Genomic DNA, 19,987 nt, shown 5'->3' on the forward strand with positions numbered 1-19,987 from the left:
GGATTATGCCCCTATGCACGGCCTTCGACGGCCATACGATGATCGCGACCGGGCCGTTGGCTCAGGTCGCGGGTGCGGTGAAGGCCGCGCACGACGCCGGACGAGCGGTCCTGGTCTTTCGCGACGAGGATGCGCGACCGATCGATCTGGATCTGCGCGGCGATCTGGCGGCGGTGCTGGCGCGTCTGCCGCTCGAGCCGCTGCGACCGGAGCCGGAGAAGCGCGGGCCGGGGCGGCCGAAGCTGGGCGTGACGCCTCGTGAAGTCACCCTGCTGCCCCGTCATTGGGACTGGCTGGCGTCACAGCCGGGCGGGGCGTCGGTGGCGCTGCGCAAGCTGGTCGAAGCCGCTCTGCGCGAGGCGGAGGGGCCGGACCGGATGCGTCGCAGCCGCGAGGCGGCCTATCGCTTCATGACCGCTGTGGCGGGCGACCTGCCGGACTATGAAGAGGCCGTGCGGATGCTGTTCGCGGGCGACTGGACGGCGTTTGACGCCCGCACGGAGGCCTGGCCTGTGGACGTGCGTGATTACGCCCGTCGCCTGGCCGAGCCTGGATGGCGTAACGGCCAAGGACGCTGAGAAATCAGGGACGCTGAATCAGCTGGGGCGGATCACCATGCAGGTGACGCGGCGCTCGGACAGGGCTTCGCACGCCGCCTCGGCCGACTGCTGGGTCATGCCGGTGAAGCGCGAGCGATACCAGCCGTTGGCCGTCTGCACGTCGCGCTGGGCGCTCGAGAACTGGGTGCGGAAGCGGCGGCTGACGTCGTTCAGCCAGTCGCGGGCCACGGCTTCCTCGCGGAAGGCGCCGACCTGGACGGTCCAGCGGCCGGCGGGAGCCGGAGCGGCGGCGCGCGCAGAGGTGTTGCGGGTCGCGCGGGCCGGCGCCGCCGGCGCGGCGGCCGAGCCGCCGTTCAGCGCGGCGGTCAGGCTTTCGGGCGGGCGGTTCTCGGCGCGACGCGCCGACGGCGGCGGCGTCACCTCCGTCGGCAGGTTGCGCGGCGGCGGACCGGCGACATAGGCCACCTCGGTCGAGGAGCCGACGCCTTCGCCGTCCTCATCCGACAGGGAGGCGTAGGCGATGGGCGGCGAGGGATCGGCGCTGATCCCAAAGCCGCGCTGTTCGAAGAAGGCCTGGGCCAGTTGGATGCGCTCGCCCTGGCCGCGGCGACGCTGAACCTCGAAGCCGGTGTCCATCAGTTCGGCGACGTGGTCGTTGCGGCTCTTGGTCGAGCGGCCGCCCATGACGATGGTGATGATCCGCTTGCCGTCGCGCACCGAGGACGCCGCGAGATTGTAGCCCGAGGCGTTGGTGAAGCCGGTCTTGATACCGTCATAGCCGCGCCCGGTGGCCAGCAGGCCGTTGGTGTTGCGGTAGTCCCGGCCCTTGTAGAACCAGTCGTGCAGGCCGAGGTAGCGGTAGTATTGCGGATAGTCGCGCATGACCGCGCGGCTGAGGATCGACAGGTCGCGGGCCGTGGTCGCCTGGCGCGTGTCGGGCAGGCCGTTGGCGGTGGTGAAGCGGGTCTGCTCCATGCCCAGCTCGCGCGCCTTTTGCGTCATCATCTGGGTGAAACGGCCTTCCGAGCCGCCGATATGCTCGGCGATGACCACGGCCATGTCGTTGGCGCTGCGGACGGCCGTGGCGCGCATGGCGTCGTCCAGGCTGATCGTCTGACCGGCGGCCAGGCCCAGCTTGGACGGCGGCTGCGACGCCGCGCGCGGCGAGACGGTCAGGTTGTCGTTCAGGTTGACCTTGCCCGACTCCAGCGCCTCGAACGCCAGATACAGGGTCATGACCTTGGTGATGGAGGCCGGATAGCGTCGCGCGTCGGCGAAACGCGAGAACAGGACTTCGCCCGATGCGGCATCGACCACGATGGCCGCATACCGACTATCGGATGACTGCGCTTCCGGCGGCGCGACGCCGATTGTCGGCGTCATGACGATGCCTCCCAGGACCAGGGCGGCCAGGAAACGACGGCGGAAGATGGCGTTCATGGGCAAGCTACTAGCCTCGTCACTGTGGCGCGAAGACGGCTGCGATCACGCACGTTACAAAGGCTAACATCCGCTTCCCCGGTTTCGAGAGGGTTAACAGCGCGTCAACAGACTTGTGATCGCTCTCCGCGTCCAGGCCGCAGGTTATCAGCGATCATATTGTGCGTCGCACAAATTTCACTTGAAGTCTTTTCGCAGGTGCACCATATCGCCGTTGTCGCGATGGGCTCGCCTGTCGCAAGAACCCTTTTGCTTCAGGAGACTCCCCATGGCTGACGCCGCTGAGACCGTGAAGAAGACCGTCGAACAAACCACCGCCAAGGCCAAGGCCCAGGCTGAATCCATCCAGGCCGCGGGCGCCAAGGCGTTCCGCGAAGGCGTCGACAAGTCGGTCGCCTCGCTGAGCGAGATCAACGCGCACGGCAAGAAGAACCTGGAAGCCGTGGTCGAATCCGCCGCCGCCGCCCAGAAGGGCGCCGAGGCCCTGTCGCAACAGGCCGTGGCCTACAGCAAGAAGTCCTGGGAAGACGGCGTCGCCGCCGCCCAGTCCTTCTCGCAGGCTCGCTCGGTGCAGGAACTGTTCGAACTGCAGACCAACTGGGCCAAGTCGGCCGCCGAGGCCTATCTGGCCGAGTTCGGCAAGGCGACCGAGACCATGACCGCCTCGGTCAAGGACAGCTTCAAGCCGATCAACGAGCGCGTTTCGGCTGCTGTCGAGCAGTTCCAGGCCGCCCGCTAAGACGCGACTGCACGCTTAATGCGAACGAGGCCCCGGTGGAGACGCCGGGGCCTTTTTCATGGCTTCGCTTCGGCGCTCATGGGGGCGTGGTCGATGCTGAAGGCGCGGGCCAGCCGCCAGCGCCCGTCCGGCTCCAGCCGCCACAGGACGGAGAAGCGGGCGCGCCCGACCAGGGTTTCCGGCCCGTCGCCCTGCCGTTCGTAGAACAGGTGGCTGCCTTCTTCGACGGCGCCGACGCCGGGGATGGCGTAGACCCGCATCGTGCCGGGCACGAGTTCGCGCCGTGAGCGCCAGGCGTCGGGGGCGGTCCGCGCGGTGCAGCCCTGGCGATAATCGTCGATGAAGCGCGCCCGCGTCGCCGTCAGTCCGCCCCGGTCGTGATAGAATTCCAGGTCGTCCGTCACCAGATCGGCCAGGGCCTCGGGATCGCATCGGTCGAACATGACCGAAAACAGGGCGGCGTCCCGTTCAGCGATGATGGGGGCGAGGACGACGTCATCGGTAGGGGCGGCGGGCGTCTGGCCCAGCGTCAGGGCGACGAACAGTCCGGCGATCAGGGGCATGGCGGCGGTCCGGGGCAGGGAACGGAAGCGCATTGGTGCGGTTCCTGAGCCGAGATGTCCCGTGAATCTTTGGTCAGGCGGCCGGGGTCACGCAGGCTGTGACTGGACGCATCTACAAATCAGGCCATCATTCCCTATCTGATCTTCTGACACTCCCCGATTACGGACCACGAATGCCTAACAGACGGCCAGGTGAGCAAGGCGGAGGCGCAGGCGCCGCCGTCGTCACCGAGACAAAGCCGAAACTTCAGCGGCCCTCGCTCTATCGGGTGCTGATCCTGAATGACGACTACACCCCCATGGAGTTCGTCATCTACGTGCTGGAGCGGTTCTTCCAGAAGAGCCGCGAGGACGCGACCCGCATCATGCTGCACGTGCACCAGCATGGCGTCGGGGTCTGCGGCGTCTTTACCTACGAAGTGGCCGAAACCAAGGTCGCTCAGGTGGTCGAGACGGCGCGACGCCACCAGCACCCCCTGCAATGCACGATGGAAAAGGACTGAGAGGAACCTGCCATGCCTTCGTTTTCCCGTCCTCTCGAAGAGACCCTGCACCGCGCGGTCCACTACGCCAATGAGCGCCGGCATGAGTACGCCACGCTCGAACACCTGCTGCTGGCCCTGATCGACGATCCGGACGCCTCGGCCGTGATGACGGCCTGCAACGTCGATCTGGGCGCGCTGAAGGCGGCGCTCGGCTCCTATGTCGACACCGACCTGGCCGCCCTGGCCACGGCTGACGGCGACGACGCCAAGCCGACGGCGGGTTTCCAGCGCGTGATCCAGCGCGCGGTCATCCATGTCCAGTCGTCCGGCCGCGAGGAAGTGACCGGCGCCAATGTCCTGGTCGCCATCTTCTCCGAACGCGAAAGTCACGCCGCCTATTTCCTGCAGGAGCAGGACATGACGCGGTACGACGCGGTCAACTTCATCGCCCACGGCATCGCCAAGAAGGCCGGGGCCAATGAAGCCCGCTCGGTGCGCGGCGGCGCCAGCCCGGAAGAGGCCGAGGACGGCTCGGTCGTCAAGCAAGGCGGCGAGGCGCTGGAAGCCTATTGCATCGACCTGAACGAGAAGGCCAAGAACGGCAAGATCGATCCGCTGATCGGTCGTCAGGCCGAGGTCGAGCGCTCGATCCAGATCCTGTGCCGCCGGACCAAGAACAACCCGCTTCTGGTCGGCGACCCCGGTGTCGGCAAGACCGCCATCGCCGAAGGCCTGGCGCGCAAGATCGTCAACGGCGAGGTGCCGGAGGTTCTCAAGGGCGCCACCATCTACAGCCTCGACATGGGGTCTCTGCTTGCGGGCACCCGCTATCGCGGCGACTTCGAGGAGCGGCTGAAGCAGGTGGTCAAGGAGCTGGAGAACCACGAGAACGCGGTCCTGTTCATCGACGAAATCCACACGGTGATCGGCGCCGGCGCGACGTCGGGCGGGGCTATGGACGCCTCCAACCTGCTGAAGCCGGCTCTGGCGTCAGGCAGCCTGCGCTGCATGGGATCGACCACCTACAAGGAATACCGCCAGCACTTCGAGAAAGATCGCGCCCTGGTGCGTCGCTTCCAGAAGATCGACGTCAATGAGCCGACGATCGAGGATACGGTGAAGATCCTCAAGGGTCTGAAGACGACCTATGAGACGCATCACAAGCTGCGCTACACGGACTCAGCCATCCGCACGGCGGTTGATCTGTCGGCGCGCTACATCACCGACCGCAAGCTGCCGGACAAGGCCATCGATGTGATCGACGAGGCGGGGGCGTCGCAGATGCTGCTGCCGGAATCCAAGCGCAAGAAGGTCATCGGCCAGAAGGAGGTCGAGGCCGTCATCGCCAAGATGGCCCGCATCCCGCCCAAGTCGGTGTCCAAGTCGGACACGGAATCCCTGCGCGAGCTGGAGACCGATCTGAAGCGGACGGTCTATGGTCAGGAACAGGCCATCGATCAGGTGTCGTCGGCGATGAAGCTGGCGCGGGCGGGTCTGCGCGACCCGAACAAGCCCATCGGCGCCTTCCTGTTCAGCGGCCCGACCGGCGTCGGCAAGACGGAAGTCGCCAAGCAACTGGCCGCCACGCTCGGCATCGAGATGCAGCGCTTCGACATGTCGGAATACATGGAGCGTCACACGGTCAGCCGCCTGATCGGCGCCCCTCCGGGCTATGTCGGTCATGACCAGGGCGGCCTGCTGACCGACGCCGTCGATCAGCATCCGCACTCGGTGGTGCTGCTGGACGAGATCGAGAAGGCGCACCCCGACGTCTACAACATCCTGCTGCAGGTGATGGACAACGGGACGCTGACCGACGCCGTCGGCAAGAAGGTCGACTTCAGGAACGTCATCCTGATCATGACCACCAACGCCGGGGCCGCCGACAATGCTCGCGCCTCCATCGGCTTCGGCCGGGGCAAGGTCGAGGGCGAGGACGACAAGGCCATTCAGCGCCTGTTCGCACCGGAGTTCCGCAACCGTCTGGACGCCATCGTGGCCTTCAAGCCGCTGGGCGCCGAGACGATCCGCTCGGTGGTGACCAAGTTCGTGATGCAGCTGGAAGCCCAGCTGGCGGATCGCAACATCACCATCGAACTGACGGACGAGGCGACCGACTGGCTGGCCAAGAACGGCTTCGACGAACTGTATGGCGCGCGTCCCCTGGCCCGCGTCATTCAGGAACACATCAAGAAGCCGCTGGCTGACGACATCCTGTTCGGCCGTCTGACCCGCGGCGGCCATGTGAAGGTCGAGTTGAAGGACGGCAAGATCGCCTTCGACATCATCCCGGCCAAGGGCGCGGCGGTGAAGGAAGAGGAAGAAGCAACGGCCTGATCTTATCCTTCTCCCCTTGTGGGAGAAGGTGGCCCGTCAGGGCCGGATGAGGGGTCTTGCGACGTGAAAAAGGGGTTGCGGGATTTGTCGTCCCGCAACCCCTCATCCGTCTCGCTTCGCGAGCCACCTTCTTCCACAAGGGGAGAAGGCCTTGATATCAGCGTTTGCGACCCAGGGCGCCGAGCAGCACCGCCGCGCCGGCGATGATGCCGGTGGTCAGCAGTGGTTTGCGGCGGGCGAAGTCCAAGCCCTTGCGAGCGGGATCGCGCAGGTCGGCGGGGGCCTTGTCCACCATGCCGTCCAGGCCGTCGATGACGCGGCCATAGGCGTCCAGCGCCTTGCCCTTCACCTCTTTCATCTTGCCTTCGACCTGAAGCTTGCTGTCGCCGGTCAGCCGACCCAAGCCGTTCTGGGCCTTGCCCTTCAGTTCAGTCGCGACGCCTTCGATACGTTGGTCAGTCATGTTGATCCCTGTGTTGAGGAGGAGACTCACACCCCAAGCGCATCCGGCCCCCGAGGGTTCCTGGCCGGACGCCCCCTAGCGACGAAATGTCAGCCCTGAAGATCAGCCCTGGCGATAGGGCGACAACTCCGCCGTCATCGCGTGCATCTCCATCTCGACCGCTGGGCGCTCCTGTTCTAGGTAGCGGCCGACTGGATCGCGCAGCGCGGGATCAGCGATGAAGTGCGCCGAATAGACGGGGGAGGGCAGGTAGCCGCGCGCGATCTTGTGATCCCCCTGCGCGCCCGCCTCGACCCGCGACAGGCCGCGCGCGATGGCGAAGTCGATGGCCTGATAATAGCACAGCTCGAAATGCAGGAAGGGCCGGTCGACCAGCGTCCCCCACTGACGGCCGTAAAGCGCTTCGCGGCCGATGAAGTTCAGCGCGCCCGCCACCGGCGTCTCGCCCTCGAACGCCATGACCAGGGCGATGCGGTCGGCCATGCCGGCGCCGACGCGAGCGAAGAAGTCGCGCGTCAGATAGGGCCGCCCCCATTTGCGGTCGCCGGTGTCCATGTAGAAGGCGAAGAAGGCGTCCCAGTGCGCCTGCGTGATCTGCGCCCCGGTCAGGACGCGGATGTCGAGATCGGCCTGCGCCTCGCGCCGCTCGCGCCGGATGGTCTTGCGCCGGTTGGACGACAGGGCGGCCAGGAAGTCGTCGAAGCTCCGATAGCCGTCGTTGCGCCAGATGAATTGGATGTCCCGGCGCGGCAGCAGGCCTGCCTCGGTCATGGCGCGCCATTCGGCCTCAAGCGGGAAGTTGACGTGCAGGGACGAGACGCCAAGCCGCTGGGTAAGCGTCAGCGCGCCTTGCAGCAGGGCCTCGCGCACCGTGGCGGCGTCTGTACCCGGCGTGCTCAGGAAGCGCGGGCCGCTCGCGGGGGTGAAGGGCACGGCGCCCAGCAGTTTTGGATAGTAACGCCCGCCCGCGCGCTCATAGGCGTCGGCCCAGCTGTGGTCGAAGACGTATTCGCCCTGGCTGTGGCCCTTCAGATAAAGGGGCATGACGCCGATCACGGCGCCGTCTTCATCATGCAGGGACAGATGGCGCGCCGCCCAGCCCTCTGACGGGACGGCGCTGCCGGACGTCTCGCAGGCGTTGAGGAAGTCGTAGGAGACGAAAGGATCGCCGCTTGGGGCCGCACAGGCGTCCCATGCGTCCCGGCCGATAGCGGCGATCCGGTCGTTTACCTGAAGGGTGAAGCTCACTTCACCTCGATGATGGCGTCCACTTCGACGGCGAAGCCGAGCGGCAGCTTGTAGACGCCGACGGCCGAGCGCGAGTGCTTGCCCGCGTCGCCGAAGACCTGGACCATCAGGTCCGAGCAGCCGTTGATCACGCCGGGGATGGCCTCGAAGTCCGGCCCGGCCTGGACGAAGCCGCCCAGCTTGACGATGCGGACCACGCGATCCAGGTCGCCGTCGACGGCGGCGTTGATCTGGGCCAGCAGGTTGATGCCGCACAGGCGGGCGGCCTCAGCGGCCTGCTCCGGGGTCACGTCCACGCCGACGGTGCCCTTGATGCCGCCGCCGGCGTCGTTCGACAGCTGGCCCGAGATGAAAATCTGCTCGCCTGAGCGGACGTAGGAGACATAGCTGGCGACCGGCTTGGCGGGCTCGGGCAGGGTGATGCCGAGTTCAGCGATGCGGGCGTGGATGCTCATGGGGCGACTCCGTATGAAAGTGTGGAGGGGGTTTAGCGCGGCGCGGCGGCCGCGTCATCCGGGGCGTTCATTTGGTCGCTTCAACGAGCGACCGGCCACCACGGCGGCGGCTCCGAACTTGTCGCGCAGGGCGTCGATGGCGGTCTCGGTCTTCAGGGCGCGGGTTTCGGCCGTGGCGAACAGGCCGGCGGGCGCGTCCTGAGCATCGGCGATGTCGGCCATGCCGATGCCGATCAGCCGGTAGGGCACGCCCAGTTCCGGTTTCAGCAGGTCGCGTCCGGCGGCGAACAGGGCGCGCGCCGTCTGCACCGGCTCGGCCAGGGTGATGCGGCGGGTGACGATCTTGAAGTCCGTCTTGCGCAGCTTCAGCACCACGACCCGGCTGGCCACGCCGTCGCGGCGGGCCTTGGAGGCCAGCTTCTCGCACAGGGGCCACAGTTCGGCCTCCAGCGCCTCGGCCGTGGTCAGGTCGTCGTTGAAGGTGGTCTCGGCGCTCATGCCGCGCCGGTCGTGATCCGGGTTCACCGGGCGGCTGTCGCGCGCGTGGCTGAGGTCGTGCAGGCGCAGGCCCGTCTCGCCATAGCGCCGGACCAGATCCTTCACCTCGGCGGCGGCCAAATCGCCGATGGTGGCGAAGCCGTCCGAGCGCAGGGTGCGGCCGAACACCGGCCCGACGCCGGGCAGGGTGGTCACGGGCCGGGGCGCCAACAGGCCTCGGGCCTCGGCGACGCCGATGACGGAGAAGCCGCGCGGCTTGTCCAGCTCCGACGCGATCTTGGCCAGGAAGCGATTGGGCGCCAGGCCGATGGAGACGCTGAGGCCCGTCTCGTCCTCGATCCATTTCTGCAGACGCGCCAACTGGAAGGCGGGCGGGCCGCCGTTCAGCCGTTCGGTGCCCTTCAGGTCGATCCAGGCCTCGTCCAGCGACAGGGTCTGGACCAGCGGCGTCAGGCGATGGACGGCGCCGAAGATGCGCTCGCTCTCGGCCACATATTTGCGGAAGTCCGGCTTGATGACCACGGCGTCGGGACAGGCCTTCAGCGCCTTGAACATCGGCATGGCGGAGCCGACGCCATACAGCCGCGCCACATAGCAGGCGGTGGAGACCACCCCGCGCTTGCCGCCGCCGACGATCACCGGCTTATCGCGCAGTTCCGGCCGGTCGCGTTTCTCGACCGAGGCGTAGAAGGCGTCGCAGTCCAGGTGGGCGATGTGCAGGTCGCCCAGTTCGTCATGGGCGATCACCCGGCGCGACGCGCAGGCGGGACATCGCGCGACCTTGCGGTCGCCGGTCCACAGGCAGTCGCGGCAGACGGCCTTCAGGTTCAAGGATGACTCCGGTTCTTCAGCTTCACCCCAACTTAAGACTGCGTGGGCGAGAGTGCACCCGAAGAAGGCGAAAAGCCCTGCGCACAGGCGCGATTTTTTGGCGAAACAGCCGGGTGACGGATGTCGAAGAAGGTCCTCATCGTCGAGGATAATGAGCTGAACATGAAGCTGTTTCATGATCTGCTCGATTCTCAGGGGTATCAGACCCTGCAGACCCGCGAGGGCTTGCAGGCGCTGGCCTTGGCGCGCGAGCATCGTCCCGACCTGATCCTGATGGATATTCAACTCCCGGAGATCTCCGGCCTGGAAGTCACAAAGTGGCTCAAGGATGACGATGAGCTGAACCATATTCCTGTCATCGCCGTTACAGCCTTTGCTATGAAGGGTGATGAGGAACGTATTCGTCAGGGGGGCTGCGAGGCCTACATTTCCAAGCCGATCTCGGTCGTCTCCTTCCTTGAAACGGTGCGGAAACACCTGGGGTAGGCGATGAGCGCACGAATCCTGGTGGTGGATGATGTCGAGGCGAATGTCCGCCTGCTCGAAGCCAAGCTGACTCTTGAGTATTACGACGTCCTGACGTGCGGCGACGGAGCTTCGTGCCTGCGTCTGGCCCGGGATGAGCAACCGGATCTGATTCTGCTGGACGTCATGATGCCGGGCATGGACGGGTTCGAGACCTGCCGCCGGCTCAAGGCCGCCGAAGAGATGCGCCATATTCCTGTGGTGCTGGTGACCGCCCTCGACGGTCGTCATGATCGCATTCGTGGGCTAGAGGCCGGCGCTGACGACTTCCTGTCCAAGCCTCTGAACGACGTCATCCTGATGGCGCGGGTCAAGAGCCTGACGCGCCTCAAGATGGTCATGGACGAACTGCGCGAGCGCGAGGAGAGCAGTCGCCGCGTTGGCATGGACACGGGCCACGTGGCTCGCCTCAAGGGCTCAGGCGGCCGTGTACTGGTCGTTGATGACAATGAACTTCAGGCCGAGATGATCGCGCGCGAGCTGTCGGTCGAGCACCGTCCGACAGTGGAGATCACTCTTGAGGGCGGGTTGGACGCTGCGCGGGGACCGGTCGATCTGGTCATCGTCAATGTCTCATCCGAAGGGTTCGATGGTCTGCGCCTCATCGCCCAGTTGCGATCCAAGGAGGCGACGCGGCGCATTCCGATCCTGGCCCTGATCGACACGCATGACCGACCGCGCTTGCTGAAGGCGCTGGACCTTGGGGCGCATGACATCCTGGCCCGTCCAGTCGATCCTGAAGAGATGTCCGCGAGGGTCCGCACCCAGGTGAAGCGCAAACGCTACGGCGATTTCCTGCGTGAAAAGCTGGACTATAATCTGGAGATGGCGATTACCGACCCGCTGACGGGTCTGCATAATCGTCGCTATATGAACAGTCAGATTCAGGCTCTGGTGGCGCGCGCCACGCGGGGCGGCGATCCTGTGGCCGTGCTGGTGCTGGACATCGATCACTTCAAGGCGGTGAACGACACCTTCGGCCATGATGTCGGAGACGAGGTTCTGCGCGAGTTCTCGGTCCGGCTGGCGACAAATGTGCGCGCTGTCGATCTGCCTTGCCGGTTCGGCGGCGAGGAATTCGTGGTCGTCATGCCTGGAACCACTCTGGAAGCCGCTCATCGCATTGCGGAGCGTATTCGCCGTGACGTGGGCGCTGCGCCGTTCCGGATTGCCGGCGGCGATCTTCTAGGCGTTACTGTCTCGGTTGGCGTGGCCGCTACAGTGGGCGTCTACGACACGCCGGAAGCCTTGCTCAAGCGCGCGGACGAGGGCGTCTATGAGGCCAAGGCCCAAGGGCGCAACCGCGTCGTCGCGCGCGCGGCCTGAACGGTTGCAGACGTCGTTTGAAACGAAGAAAAACGCCCGGTCGGCGGACCGGGCGTTTTTCATTTCCAGCAATCAAGCGGACCGAGAGGCCCGAGGCGCGTTGGCCCTTACTTGATCTTGCCTTCCTTGAACTCGACGTGCTTGCGGACGACCGGGTCGTACTTCTTGACAACCATTTTCTCGGTCATCGTACGGGCGTTCTTCTTGGTGACGTAGAAGAAGCCGGTGTCGGCGGTGGAGTTCAGGCGGATCTTGATGGAAGCCGGTTTGGCCATCGGAAGTACCTTTGCGACGGCGAAAGCCGCATGAAACGAGAGGCGCGGAACATACTCAGGACGGGCCCAAAGTCAACGGTTTCGATGTCGCGTTGAGCGGCGCCGCAGAAGCGCTAGTGTTTCGACATGAAAACGCCCCACTTCAAGCCTGCCCGCGCCCTGTCCGTCGCCGCCATTGCGGTTGGATTGACCCTGTCCGCCTGCTCATCCGAGCCTGCGACGCCCGCCGCAACGGCCGATGCAGCCCCGGCCACGGCCCAGGACGCCTTCTTCGCCAATCTGACCGAACTGTGCGGCCAGCGCTTCGAGGGCAAGGTCGTCACGACCGAGGCCGCCGACTCGGACTTCGTCGGCAAACGCCTGCTGATGCATGTGCGCGACTGCTCGAAGGATGAGATTCGCATTCCCTTCTGGGTCGGCGAAGACCGCTCGCGCACCTGGGTCGTGACCCGCACCGAATCGGGCCTGCGCCTGAAACACGATCACCGCCAGCCGGACGGCAAGACCGATCCGCTGCACTGGTACGGCGGCGATACGAAGAACGAAGGCACGGCCGAGCGTCAGGAATTCCCGGTGGATCAGGAATCCATCGACCTGTTCAACGCACAGGACGCCTCGGTCTCGACGACCAACGTCTGGGCGATGGAGGTTCATCCCGGCAAGACGTTTACCTATGAACTGCGCCGGCCGAACCGCCATTTCCAGGTTGATTTCGACCTGACCAAGCCGGTCGCCGAATAGGCCGCTAAAGCGCAGTCCATGCGGCCAGGGGCCTGACGGTGGCGCAAGCCGGGCCGCCGTCACGTCCTCGGCCGGGAAGGCGCGCCTCAAGCACCTGCCCGGCGCGCGCCAGGGCCAGCAGGTCGATGGGAATGTCGTGCACGTCGATCTTGGCGCGCCGATCCCAGGCGCTGTCGGCGTCGCCTGCGTGCTTGCCGATGCCGATGTAGACGAAGCGTCGTTCGGCGCCCTCGCGGCGGACAAACGGACCAGTCAGTCGATCGTCGTCTTTGAGCAGCACGGTCACATCCAAAGACAGAGGCGCTTCGCCGGCCGTGACGGCGCCGACAGGCCCGTCCTTGTCCTGAAGGCTGTAGCGGACGCCGGGCATGGGATCGGCGATAGTCAGGCGCAGGGTGATCGGCTGCTGGCCCATCGGTTCAGTCCTGATGGTCGATGACGTGGCGGCCGCGCACCATATGCACGAAGGGCAGGGGGCGCTGCGGCGTCTCCAGCCGTTCGGCGACTTCGCCCAGCACGAAGCGGGTGATGGCGGGCAGGTCCAACCCTCGCGCTTCGTCCAGCGGAATCCAGGCGATCTCGTCCAGTTCGCCTGAGCCTTCGATGCGGTCGGGATCGCGCAGGGCCTCGACCGGGGCCATGAAGAAGCGGGCGTCGAAGCGGCGCGTGCGGCCCGGCGGGGTGATGGCGCGCGCCACATAGGACAGAACCGACAGATCGGGCAGGGCGCCCGCCTGACGATACTCTCGCCACGGTCCGGCGACCGAGGCGGTCGGTGCGGCGCGGCCCAGGATCAGGCCGGTTTCCTCAAAGGTCTCGCGTACGGCGGCCAGGGCCAGGGCGCGGGCGCGGCGGGCGGGCATTTCCGCTTGCAATCGTCGCGCGGCGTCATGCGACAGGGCGCCGTCGTCGGCGGCGTTGAAATCCGCCCGTTCGATGCGGCCGCCCGGAAACACCCACTTCGACGCCATGAAGACATGGCCCGGCGCCCGGCGGCCCATCAGCACCTCGGGGCGCTTGGCGTCGCGGGTCAGGATCAGGGTCGCCGCGTCCTTGGGGCGTTGGGCGCCGCCGACACGGGGCGCGTCGGCCAGGTCTTGGGCTGCGTCGAAGGGGAGGGGCTTCACCGCCGCTTGCCCTTTCGGACGCCTTTCAGGCCGCCGGAGGGCTTGGCGCCGTTGCGGGGCTTGGGACCGCCGGGGCGGCCTTTGCCGCGCTTGGGCGGGCCGTCTCCACCGCGTCCGCGCATGCCGTAGCGCGGGGCCGGGGCGTTGGGATCGCGCGGGTCCGGTTCGGACAGCATTTCCAGCACCAGACCGCCGGTGACGGGGGTGGCCTCCATCAGCCGCACCTCGACGCGGCGGCCCAGCGGGAACCGCTTGCCGCTGCGCTCGCCGACCAGGGCGTGGGCGCGGTCGTCGTGGGTGAAATATTCGTCGCCCAGCGTTGAAACCGGCACCAGGCCGTCGGCGCCCGTCTCGTCCAGCCGGATGAACAGGCCGAAGCGGGTGACGCCGGTGATGCGGCCGGTGAAGGTCGCGCCGACGTGCTCTTCCAGGAAGGCGGCGATGTAGCGGTCCATGGCGTCGCGCTCGGCGGCCATGGAGCGGCGCTCGGTCTCGGTGACATGATCGGCGATGCCGCCCAGTTCGGCGATCTCGCGGTCGGTCAGGCCGTCCGATCCCAGCTTCAACCCCCGGATCAGCCCGCGATGGACGATCAGGTCGGAATAGCGCCGGATGGGCGAGGTGAAGTGGGCGTAGCGGTCCAGATGCAGACCGAAGTGGCCGACGTTCTCGGGGCTGTAGATGGCCTGCATCTGGGTGCGCAGGACGACTTCGTTGACGACCTCGGCGTGCGGGGTGTCGCGGGTTTCCTCCAGCAGCTTGTTGAAGCGCTTGGTGTTCGGCGCCTCGCCCTTGTTCCACGGCTTGCCGATGGTGTGCAGGAAGTCGGCCAGGTTGAAGATCTTCTCTTGGCTGGGCGTGTCGTGGACGCGATAGATCAGCGGCGTGTGCGTCTTCTCCAGCGTCTCGGCGGCGCAGACGTTGGCCTGGATCATCATCTCTTCGATCAGGCGGTGGGCTTCCAGCGACTTGCGCGGCTCGATGCCGGCGATGCCGCCGTCGGGCGACATGATGATGCGGCGCTCGGGGCTTTCGATGGCCAGGGGGCTGCGGCGCTCGCGGCCCTTCAACATGGTGCGGTAGGCGTTCCACAGCGGATAGAGGATCGCCTCCATGATCGGCCCGGTGGCGTCGTCCAGCAGGCCGTCTATGGCGGATTGCGCCTGTTCGTAGGACAGCTTAGCATGCGAACGCATCAGGCCGCGTGTGAACTTGTGCCCGGTCTTCCTGCCATCCTTGTCGAAGACCATGCGCACGGCCATGCAGGCGCGGTTCTCGCCCTGCTTCAGGCTGCACAGGCCGTTGGACAGCACCTCGGGCAGCATCGGCTCGACCCGGTCGGGGAAGTAGGTCGAGTTGCCCTTGGCCCGCGCCTCGCGGTCCAGCGCCGTATTGGGGCGCACATAGGCGGCGACGTCGGCGATGGCGACCCAGACGATCCAGCCGCCCGCATTGGTCGGGTCTTCGTCGCGCTCGGCATAGACGGCGTCGTCGTGGTCGCGCGCGTCGGCGGGGTCGATGGTGATGAAGGGCACGTGGCGCAGGTCTTCGCGCCCCTTCAGCGTCGGGACAGCCTGTTCCTCGGCCTCGCGCTCCACGGCCTCGGAGAAGCCGGTCGGCACGCCGTGGGCGTGGATGGCGATGATGGAGGCGGCGCGCGGGTCGTCCTCGCGGCCGATGTTCTCCAGGATTTTGCCGCGCTTGGGGCCGTAGCGATGCTCGCCCTTCTCGACGGCGGCCAGCACCAGGTCGCCGTCGCGCAGATTTGTCGCCTGGGCTGCGGGCACCAGCAGAACGTCCTTGGAGCGCTTGTCGACCGGCTCGACCCGAGTCTCGCGCGCTGACTTGCGGATGACGCCCAGCACGCGGTTGGTTCCGGCGTCCAGCCGCTTGACCAGGCGCGCCTCCCAGCCTTCGACACCTCGGCTGAACTTGACCAGCAGGCGGTCGCCCATGCCGGGCGCCGGGCCGCGCCCTTCGCGGTCGGGCATCAGGACGGCGCGCGGCGCGTCCTCGCTGCTCTTGACCAGTTCGACATACAACTCGCCGTCGGCGTCGCGATCCACGACATCGACCACGCCGACGGGGGGCAGGGCGCCGGCTTCGGAAAAGCCCTTGCGGCCGCGCTTGCCCAGGCGGCCCTCGGCCTCCAGTTCCTTCAGCATGTCGCGCAAGGCGCGGCGCTCGGCGCCTTTCAGGCCGAAGGCGCGGGCGATGTCGGCCTTTTCAGCCTCTCCGGCCTCGCGCAGGAAGGCGATTAGGGATTCTTTGTCGGGCAGGCCCGCAGCGGGGCGTTTCGGTGTCTTGACCATTGCGCCCTTTCTAACGCGCTTCGCGGCGAAAAGGTGAAAACTTGCATGAGTTGACCGCGAGGGTCGCGACGCCCAGCTTCCCCCTGAAACCCGTGCAACGGAGCCTGCTTTCATGTCGATGACCGACAATCCCGTCCTGTCCCGCCCCGTGGGGTCGCTGCTGGACCTGATCGGCAAGACGCCGATGGTCGAGGTGACGCGGATCGACACCGGCCCCTGCCGTCTGTTCCTGAAGCTGGAAAGCCAGAATCCCGGCGGCTCCATCAAGGACCGCATCGCCCTGTCGATGATCGAGGCGGCGGAAAAGCAGGGCTGGCTGAAGCCGGGCGGCACCATCGTCGAGGCCACGGCGGGCAACACCGGCCTGGCCCTGACCCTGGTCGGCAAGCAGAAGGGCTACAACGTCCTGCTGGTCATCCCCGACAAGATGTCGAAGGAGAAGATCCAGCACCTGCGCGCCATGGGCGCCGACGTGCGCCTGACCCGCTCGGACGTGCCGCACGGCCACCCGGAATACTACACCGACATGGCCGAGCGCCTGGCCCAGCAGATTCCGGGCGGCTATTTCGTCAACCAGTTCGCCAACGACGCCAACTCCGAGGCCCACTTCAAGACGACCGGCCCGGAGATCTTCGAGCAGATGGAGGGCGACATCGACGCCTTCGTCGCCGGTATCGGCTCGGGCGGCACGATCACGGGCAACGCCCGCTATTTCAAAGCGCAGGGCTCCAAGGCCAGGATCATCCTCGCCGACCCGGTCGGCTCGGCGCTGGCGGGCCTGATCAATGAGGGCGTGGCTGGACCTGACGGCAGCTATACGGTCGAAGGCATCGGCCAGAACTTCATGCCCGACACGGCCGATGCAGACCTGATCGACGTGGCCTATTCCATCCCCGACGCCGAGGCGATCGCCACGGTGCGCGAACTGCTGCTGAAGGAAGGCATTCTGGCGGGATCGTCGTCCGGCACCCTGATCGCCACGGCCCTGCGCTGGTGCCGCGAGCAGACCGAGCCGAAGCGGGTCGTGACCTTCGTCTGCGACACCGGCGCCAAATACCTGTCCAAGGTCTACAACGACGCCTGGCTGGCCGATCAGGGCCTGGCCGAGCGCGAACTGCACGGCGACCTGTCGGACCTGATCAATCGCAAATACGCCGCCGGCGACGTGGTGGTGATCGGGCCGGAAGACACCCTGGACACGGCGTTCAAGCGGATGCGCGGCGACGGCCTGTCGCAACTGCCGGTCATTCAGGACGGCCGTCTGGTCGGCATTCTGGATGAAAGCGACATCGTCCACATCATGAACACCGACGACATCACCCGTCAGGAGCGCTTCGCCAAGCCGGTCGCCTCGGCCATGACTCGCGATCTGGACACGCTTCAGGTGACGGAGTCGCTGGACGCCCTGATCCCGGTCTTCGACCGCGACCGCGTCGCCATCGTGCTGGACGGCGAGACCTTCGTCGGCCTGATCACCCGCACCGACCTGATCAACCACCTCAGCCTGAACCGGTAAGCCTATGTCTGAACTGAAGAACTGCCAGGGCTTTTCGACCCGCGCCATCCATGCGGGCCAGCAGCCGGACCCGACGACGGGCGCGGTGATGACGCCGATCTACGCCACCTCGACCTACGCCCAGGAAAGCCCCGGCGTGAACAAGGGCTATGAGTATGCTCGCGGCAAGAACCCGACGCGCGAGGCGTTCGAGGCCTGCATCGCCGACCTGGAAGGCGGGGTTCAGGCCTTCGGCTTCGGCTCGGGCATGGCGGCGACCTCGACGGCGCTGGAGCTGCTGGACGCCGGGGCGCACATCATTACCGGCGACGACCTGTACGGCGGCTCGTGGCGGCTGTTCGAGCGGGTGCGCCGTCGCTCGATGGGGCTGGACTTCAGCTATATCGACCTGACCGACCTGGCGTCGGTCGAGGCGGCGATCACCGACAAGACGCGGATGCTGTGGGTCGAGACGCCGACCAATCCGCTGATGAAACTGGCCGATATCGAGGCCCTGTCGAAGATCGCCAAGGCGCACAAGCTGATCCTGGTGGTCGACAACACCTTCGCCACCCCGTGGAGCCAGCAGCCGCTGGCCCTGGGCGCCGACGTGGTCATGCACTCGGCGACCAAATATCTGAACGGACACTCCGACATCGTCGGCGGGGTTCTGGTGGCCAAGGACGCCGAGATGGCGGCCCAGCTGAAGTTCCTGCAGAACTCGATCGGCGGCGTCATGGGGCCGTTCGACGCCTTCCTGGCCAACCGGGGGCTGAAGACCCTGGGCCTGCGCATGAAGGCGCACAATGAGAACGCCTTGGCGGTGGCCCGTTGGCTGGAAGACCGGGCAGGGGTCGCCAAGGTCATTTATCCGGGCCTGGTCAGCCACCCGCAGCACGAATTGGCCGCGCGCCAGATGAACGGCCGCTTCGGCGGCATGGTCACGGTGCTGATCGACGGCGACCTGGAGCGCACGAAACGGGTGCTGGAGCGGGTGCAGGTCTTCACCCTGGCGGAATCGCTGGGCGGCGTCGAAAGTCTGGTGAACCACCCGGCCATCATGACCCACGCATCCGTGCCGAAAGAGGTGCGTGAAGCGGGCGGCGTCACCGACAACCTGATCCGCCTGTCGGTCGGGGTCGAGGACATCGACGACCTGATCGCCGACCTGGACCAGGCCATCGGCTGACGCCGATTGACGCGCCGGGGTTCAAATCCCCGGCAGGCCTGCCTAGGCTGGGCTCATGTTTGATTTCATCGCCATGCGTGATCGCCTGGCGGAGTTCCCGATCGCGGAGATGCTGATCGGGCTCTGTCTTCTCGTCCTAGTCGCCTTTATCGCGGACTTTGTGGTCCGCCGCATCCTGACCCGGTTGATCCTGCGGATCGTCGGTCGGGCGGTGCATGATCTCGACACCTTGTTGCAGCCCGTGGTGCGCAGCTTCACCCGCGTCGTTCCGGCCGTCATCATCCATCAGGGGATCAGCGGCGTGCCGCATCTGGCGCCCGGCTTCGTCACCCTGGTCCAGAACGTGGCCGGGGCCTTCATGATCGTGGCCGTGGCAATCGGCATCGGGGCTGGGCTGGATATGGCCAACGCCCTCTACGCCCGCTCGCCGCGCGCCCATCGCCGCAGCATCAAGGGCTATCTGCAAGTTCTGAAGATCGTCATCTATGCCATCGCCACCATTCTGGTGATCGCGGCCCTGATCGACCGGTCGCCGCTGCTGTTGCTATCGGGGCTGGGCGCGCTGGCGGCGGTGCTGATGCTGGTGTTCAAGGACACCATCCTGTCGCTGGTGGCGTCGGTTCAGTTGAACTCCAACGACATGCTGCGCGTCGGCGACTGGATTGAGATGCCCCAGGTCAACGCCGACGGCGACGTCATCGACATCGCTCTGCACACGGTGAAGGTCCAGAACTGGGACAAGACCATCACCACCATCCCGACCTGGCGGCTGATCAGCGAGTCCTACCGCAACTGGCGCGGGATGCAGGACAGCGGCGGGCGCCGCATCAAGCGGTCGCTGCTGATCGACCAGACCAGCGCGCGCTTCCTGGCCGAGGCCGAGCGCGAGCGGATGCGGCGCTTCCTGCTGATCGACGACTACCTGGCCGACAAGAGCGCCGAAATGGCGGACTGGAACGCCAAGCTGGTCGAGGCTGGACGCGATCCGGTCAATATGCGGCGTTCGACCAACATCGGCGCCTTCCGCGCCTATGTGCAGAACTATCTGGAGAACCATCCGCGCATCCGTCAGGACATGACGCTGCTGGTGCGCCAGATGCAGCCGACGGAGACAGGGCTGCCGCTGGAGATCTACGCCTTCACCGCCACCGTGGCCTGGGCCGAGTATGAGGCGATCCAGGCGGACATCTTCGATCACCTGCTGGCGATCCTACCCGAGTTCGATCTGCGCCTGTTCCAGTCGCCCAGCGGGGCGGACTTCGTTCAGCTGCGGCGGCCCTCGCTGGCGGCCTAGGGGCAAAAGAAAAGCGCGCAGAGGGCGACCCCTGCGCGCTTTAAATCCTGTCATCGTCGGCCCGTCATTGCTGACGCGGCTGGC

20 protein-coding genes are annotated in these 19,987 nt (G+C 66.4%); 10 read left to right on the forward strand and 10 right to left on the reverse strand.

Annotated features, from left to right (window positions below; all coding sequences use genetic code 11):
- Positions 1-5: 5 nt before the first annotated feature.
- Positions 6-578 carry a DUF2239 family protein gene (locus EGK63_RS13760; protein WP_125901975.1) on the forward strand — a complete coding sequence of 191 codons (573 nt, stop codon included), beginning with the start codon at positions 6-8 and terminating at the stop codon, positions 576-578.
- A gap of 18 nt (positions 579-596) precedes the next feature.
- Here the strand turns inward: EGK63_RS13760 and EGK63_RS13765 are convergent, their stop codons facing one another.
- The gene (locus EGK63_RS13765; protein ID WP_125901976.1) at positions 597-2,000 is read right to left on the reverse strand and encodes a D-alanyl-D-alanine carboxypeptidase; all 1,404 of its coding nucleotides are present in this window, start codon (positions 1,998-2,000) and stop codon (positions 597-599) included.
- A 268-nt stretch (positions 2,001-2,268) separates the two neighbouring features.
- Between EGK63_RS13765 and EGK63_RS13770 the strand changes: the two genes are divergently transcribed.
- On the forward strand, positions 2,269-2,739 hold the full coding sequence (locus EGK63_RS13770) for a phasin family protein (protein ID WP_087141342.1): 471 nt from the start codon (positions 2,269-2,271) through the stop codon (positions 2,737-2,739).
- A 56-nt stretch (positions 2,740-2,795) separates the two neighbouring features.
- Here the strand turns inward: EGK63_RS13770 and EGK63_RS13775 are convergent, their stop codons facing one another.
- Positions 2,796-3,335, reverse strand: a complete 540-nt coding sequence (locus EGK63_RS13775) for a nuclear transport factor 2 family protein (RefSeq protein ID WP_125901977.1) — start codon at positions 3,333-3,335, stop codon at positions 2,796-2,798.
- 140 nt (positions 3,336-3,475) lie between these two features.
- Between EGK63_RS13775 and clpS the strand changes: the two genes are divergently transcribed.
- Both clpS and clpA read left to right on the forward strand, forming a co-directional pair.
- Positions 3,476-3,805, forward strand: coding sequence for an ATP-dependent Clp protease adapter ClpS (gene clpS, locus EGK63_RS13780; RefSeq protein ID WP_003164443.1), 330 nt, complete (start codon positions 3,476-3,478; stop codon positions 3,803-3,805).
- Between the two features lie 12 nt (positions 3,806-3,817).
- Entirely contained in the window at positions 3,818-6,124 is a 2,307-nt protein-coding gene (clpA, locus tag EGK63_RS13785; protein WP_125901978.1) for an ATP-dependent Clp protease ATP-binding subunit ClpA, read from the forward strand.
- Positions 6,125-6,281: 157 nt separating this feature from the next.
- On the opposite strand, the gene EGK63_RS13790 is transcribed toward clpA, so the two are convergent.
- The 4 genes from EGK63_RS13790 to EGK63_RS13805 all read right to left on the reverse strand — a co-directional run bounded on the left by EGK63_RS13790 (position 6,282) and on the right by EGK63_RS13805 (position 9,613).
- A complete protein-coding gene (locus EGK63_RS13790) occupies positions 6,282-6,587 on the reverse strand; it encodes a CsbD family protein (protein ID WP_125901979.1) in 306 nt (101 codons plus the stop codon).
- A 102-nt stretch (positions 6,588-6,689) separates the two neighbouring features.
- On the reverse strand, positions 6,690-7,835 hold the full coding sequence (locus tag EGK63_RS13795) for a GNAT family N-acetyltransferase (protein ID WP_125901980.1): 1,146 nt from the start codon (positions 7,833-7,835) through the stop codon (positions 6,690-6,692).
- Entirely contained in the window at positions 7,832-8,290 is a 459-nt protein-coding gene (locus EGK63_RS13800) for a RidA family protein (protein ID WP_125901981.1), read from the reverse strand. Before EGK63_RS13800 ends, EGK63_RS13795 begins: the two co-directional genes overlap by 4 nt.
- Positions 8,291-8,344: 54 nt before the next feature.
- Positions 8,345-9,613, reverse strand: coding sequence for a DNA polymerase IV (locus tag EGK63_RS13805; RefSeq protein ID WP_371413029.1), 1,269 nt, complete (start codon positions 9,611-9,613; stop codon positions 8,345-8,347).
- 126 nt (positions 9,614-9,739) lie between these two features.
- Here EGK63_RS13805 and EGK63_RS13810 point away from each other — a divergent pair, with 126 nt between their 5' ends.
- Both EGK63_RS13810 and EGK63_RS13815 read left to right on the forward strand, forming a co-directional pair.
- Positions 9,740-10,105, forward strand: coding sequence for a response regulator (locus EGK63_RS13810; RefSeq protein WP_125901983.1), 366 nt, complete (start codon positions 9,740-9,742; stop codon positions 10,103-10,105).
- 3 nt (positions 10,106-10,108) lie between these two features.
- The gene (locus EGK63_RS13815; RefSeq protein WP_125901984.1) at positions 10,109-11,470 is read left to right on the forward strand and encodes a PleD family two-component system response regulator; all 1,362 of its coding nucleotides are present in this window, start codon (positions 10,109-10,111) and stop codon (positions 11,468-11,470) included.
- A 107-nt stretch (positions 11,471-11,577) separates the two neighbouring features.
- Here the strand turns inward: EGK63_RS13815 and rpmG are convergent, their stop codons facing one another.
- Complete coding sequence (gene rpmG / locus EGK63_RS13820; RefSeq protein WP_003164451.1) at positions 11,578-11,745, reverse strand: 50S ribosomal protein L33; 168 nt, start codon at positions 11,743-11,745, stop codon at positions 11,578-11,580.
- Positions 11,746-11,871: 126 nt separating this feature from the next.
- Here rpmG and EGK63_RS13825 point away from each other — a divergent pair, with 126 nt between their 5' ends.
- Positions 11,872-12,486: a hypothetical protein gene (locus EGK63_RS13825; protein ID WP_125901985.1), complete on the forward strand. Its 615-nt coding sequence runs from the start codon at positions 11,872-11,874 to the stop codon at positions 12,484-12,486.
- 4 nt (positions 12,487-12,490) lie between these two features.
- Here the strand turns inward: EGK63_RS13825 and EGK63_RS13830 are convergent, their stop codons facing one another.
- Genes EGK63_RS13830 through rnr form a run of 3 tightly spaced genes read right to left on the reverse strand, consistent with a single transcriptional unit; the run spans position 12,491 to position 15,925 of the window.
- The gene (locus tag EGK63_RS13830; RefSeq protein ID WP_125901986.1) at positions 12,491-12,901 is read right to left on the reverse strand and encodes a DUF5990 family protein; all 411 of its coding nucleotides are present in this window, start codon (positions 12,899-12,901) and stop codon (positions 12,491-12,493) included.
- A gap of 4 nt (positions 12,902-12,905) precedes the next feature.
- The gene (locus EGK63_RS13835) at positions 12,906-13,613 is read right to left on the reverse strand and encodes an NUDIX hydrolase (protein ID WP_125901987.1); all 708 of its coding nucleotides are present in this window, start codon (positions 13,611-13,613) and stop codon (positions 12,906-12,908) included.
- Entirely contained in the window at positions 13,610-15,925 is a 2,316-nt protein-coding gene (rnr, locus tag EGK63_RS13840) for a ribonuclease R (RefSeq protein ID WP_125901988.1), read from the reverse strand. The genes EGK63_RS13835 and rnr overlap by 4 nt, the downstream gene beginning before the upstream one ends.
- 112 nt (positions 15,926-16,037) lie before the next feature.
- Here rnr and EGK63_RS13845 point away from each other — a divergent pair, with 112 nt between their 5' ends.
- Genes EGK63_RS13845 through EGK63_RS13855 form a run of 3 tightly spaced genes read left to right on the forward strand, consistent with a single transcriptional unit; the run spans position 16,038 to position 19,903 of the window.
- A complete protein-coding gene (locus EGK63_RS13845; protein ID WP_125901989.1) occupies positions 16,038-17,441 on the forward strand; it encodes a pyridoxal-phosphate dependent enzyme in 1,404 nt (467 codons plus the stop codon).
- 4 nt (positions 17,442-17,445) lie between these two features.
- Complete coding sequence (locus EGK63_RS13850; RefSeq protein ID WP_125901990.1) at positions 17,446-18,609, forward strand: cystathionine gamma-synthase; 1,164 nt, start codon at positions 17,446-17,448, stop codon at positions 18,607-18,609.
- A 55-nt stretch (positions 18,610-18,664) separates the two neighbouring features.
- Entirely contained in the window at positions 18,665-19,903 is a 1,239-nt protein-coding gene (locus EGK63_RS13855; RefSeq protein WP_125901991.1) for a mechanosensitive ion channel family protein, read from the forward strand.
- Positions 19,904-19,987 lie beyond the last annotated feature (84 nt).

The sequence above is a fragment of the Brevundimonas sp. 357 genome (assembly GCF_003938605.1).
GTDB lineage: Bacteria > Pseudomonadota > Alphaproteobacteria > Caulobacterales > Caulobacteraceae > Brevundimonas.

What these genes read in the sequence shown, in the direction of transcription:
- EGK63_RS13760 (WP_125901975.1), top strand. Translation starts at nt 6, where the DNA reads ATGCCCCTATGCACGGCCTTCGACGGCCATACGATGATCGCGACCGGG.
- EGK63_RS13765 (WP_125901976.1), bottom strand. Translation starts at nt 2,000, where the DNA reads ATGAACGCCATCTTCCGCCGTCGTTTCCTGGCCGCCCTGGTCCTGGGA.
- EGK63_RS13770 (WP_087141342.1), top strand. Translation starts at nt 2,269, where the DNA reads ATGGCTGACGCCGCTGAGACCGTGAAGAAGACCGTCGAACAAACCACC.
- EGK63_RS13775 (WP_125901977.1), bottom strand. Translation starts at nt 3,335, where the DNA reads ATGCGCTTCCGTTCCCTGCCCCGGACCGCCGCCATGCCCCTGATCGCC.
- clpS (WP_003164443.1), top strand. Translation starts at nt 3,476, where the DNA reads ATGCCTAACAGACGGCCAGGTGAGCAAGGCGGAGGCGCAGGCGCCGCC.
- clpA (WP_125901978.1), top strand. Translation starts at nt 3,818, where the DNA reads ATGCCTTCGTTTTCCCGTCCTCTCGAAGAGACCCTGCACCGCGCGGTC.
- EGK63_RS13790 (WP_125901979.1), bottom strand. Translation starts at nt 6,587, where the DNA reads ATGACTGACCAACGTATCGAAGGCGTCGCGACTGAACTGAAGGGCAAG.
- EGK63_RS13800 (WP_125901981.1), bottom strand. Translation starts at nt 8,290, where the DNA reads ATGAGCATCCACGCCCGCATCGCTGAACTCGGCATCACCCTGCCCGAG.
- EGK63_RS13810 (WP_125901983.1), top strand. Translation starts at nt 9,740, where the DNA reads ATGTCGAAGAAGGTCCTCATCGTCGAGGATAATGAGCTGAACATGAAG.
- EGK63_RS13815 (WP_125901984.1), top strand. Translation starts at nt 10,109, where the DNA reads ATGAGCGCACGAATCCTGGTGGTGGATGATGTCGAGGCGAATGTCCGC.
- rpmG (WP_003164451.1), bottom strand. Translation starts at nt 11,745, where the DNA reads ATGGCCAAACCGGCTTCCATCAAGATCCGCCTGAACTCCACCGCCGAC.
- EGK63_RS13825 (WP_125901985.1), top strand. Translation starts at nt 11,872, where the DNA reads ATGAAAACGCCCCACTTCAAGCCTGCCCGCGCCCTGTCCGTCGCCGCC.
- EGK63_RS13830 (WP_125901986.1), bottom strand. Translation starts at nt 12,901, where the DNA reads ATGGGCCAGCAGCCGATCACCCTGCGCCTGACTATCGCCGATCCCATG.
- rnr (WP_125901988.1), bottom strand. Translation starts at nt 15,925, where the DNA reads ATGGTCAAGACACCGAAACGCCCCGCTGCGGGCCTGCCCGACAAAGAA.
- EGK63_RS13845 (WP_125901989.1), top strand. Translation starts at nt 16,038, where the DNA reads ATGTCGATGACCGACAATCCCGTCCTGTCCCGCCCCGTGGGGTCGCTG.
- EGK63_RS13850 (WP_125901990.1), top strand. Translation starts at nt 17,446, where the DNA reads ATGTCTGAACTGAAGAACTGCCAGGGCTTTTCGACCCGCGCCATCCAT.
- EGK63_RS13855 (WP_125901991.1), top strand. Translation starts at nt 18,665, where the DNA reads ATGTTTGATTTCATCGCCATGCGTGATCGCCTGGCGGAGTTCCCGATC.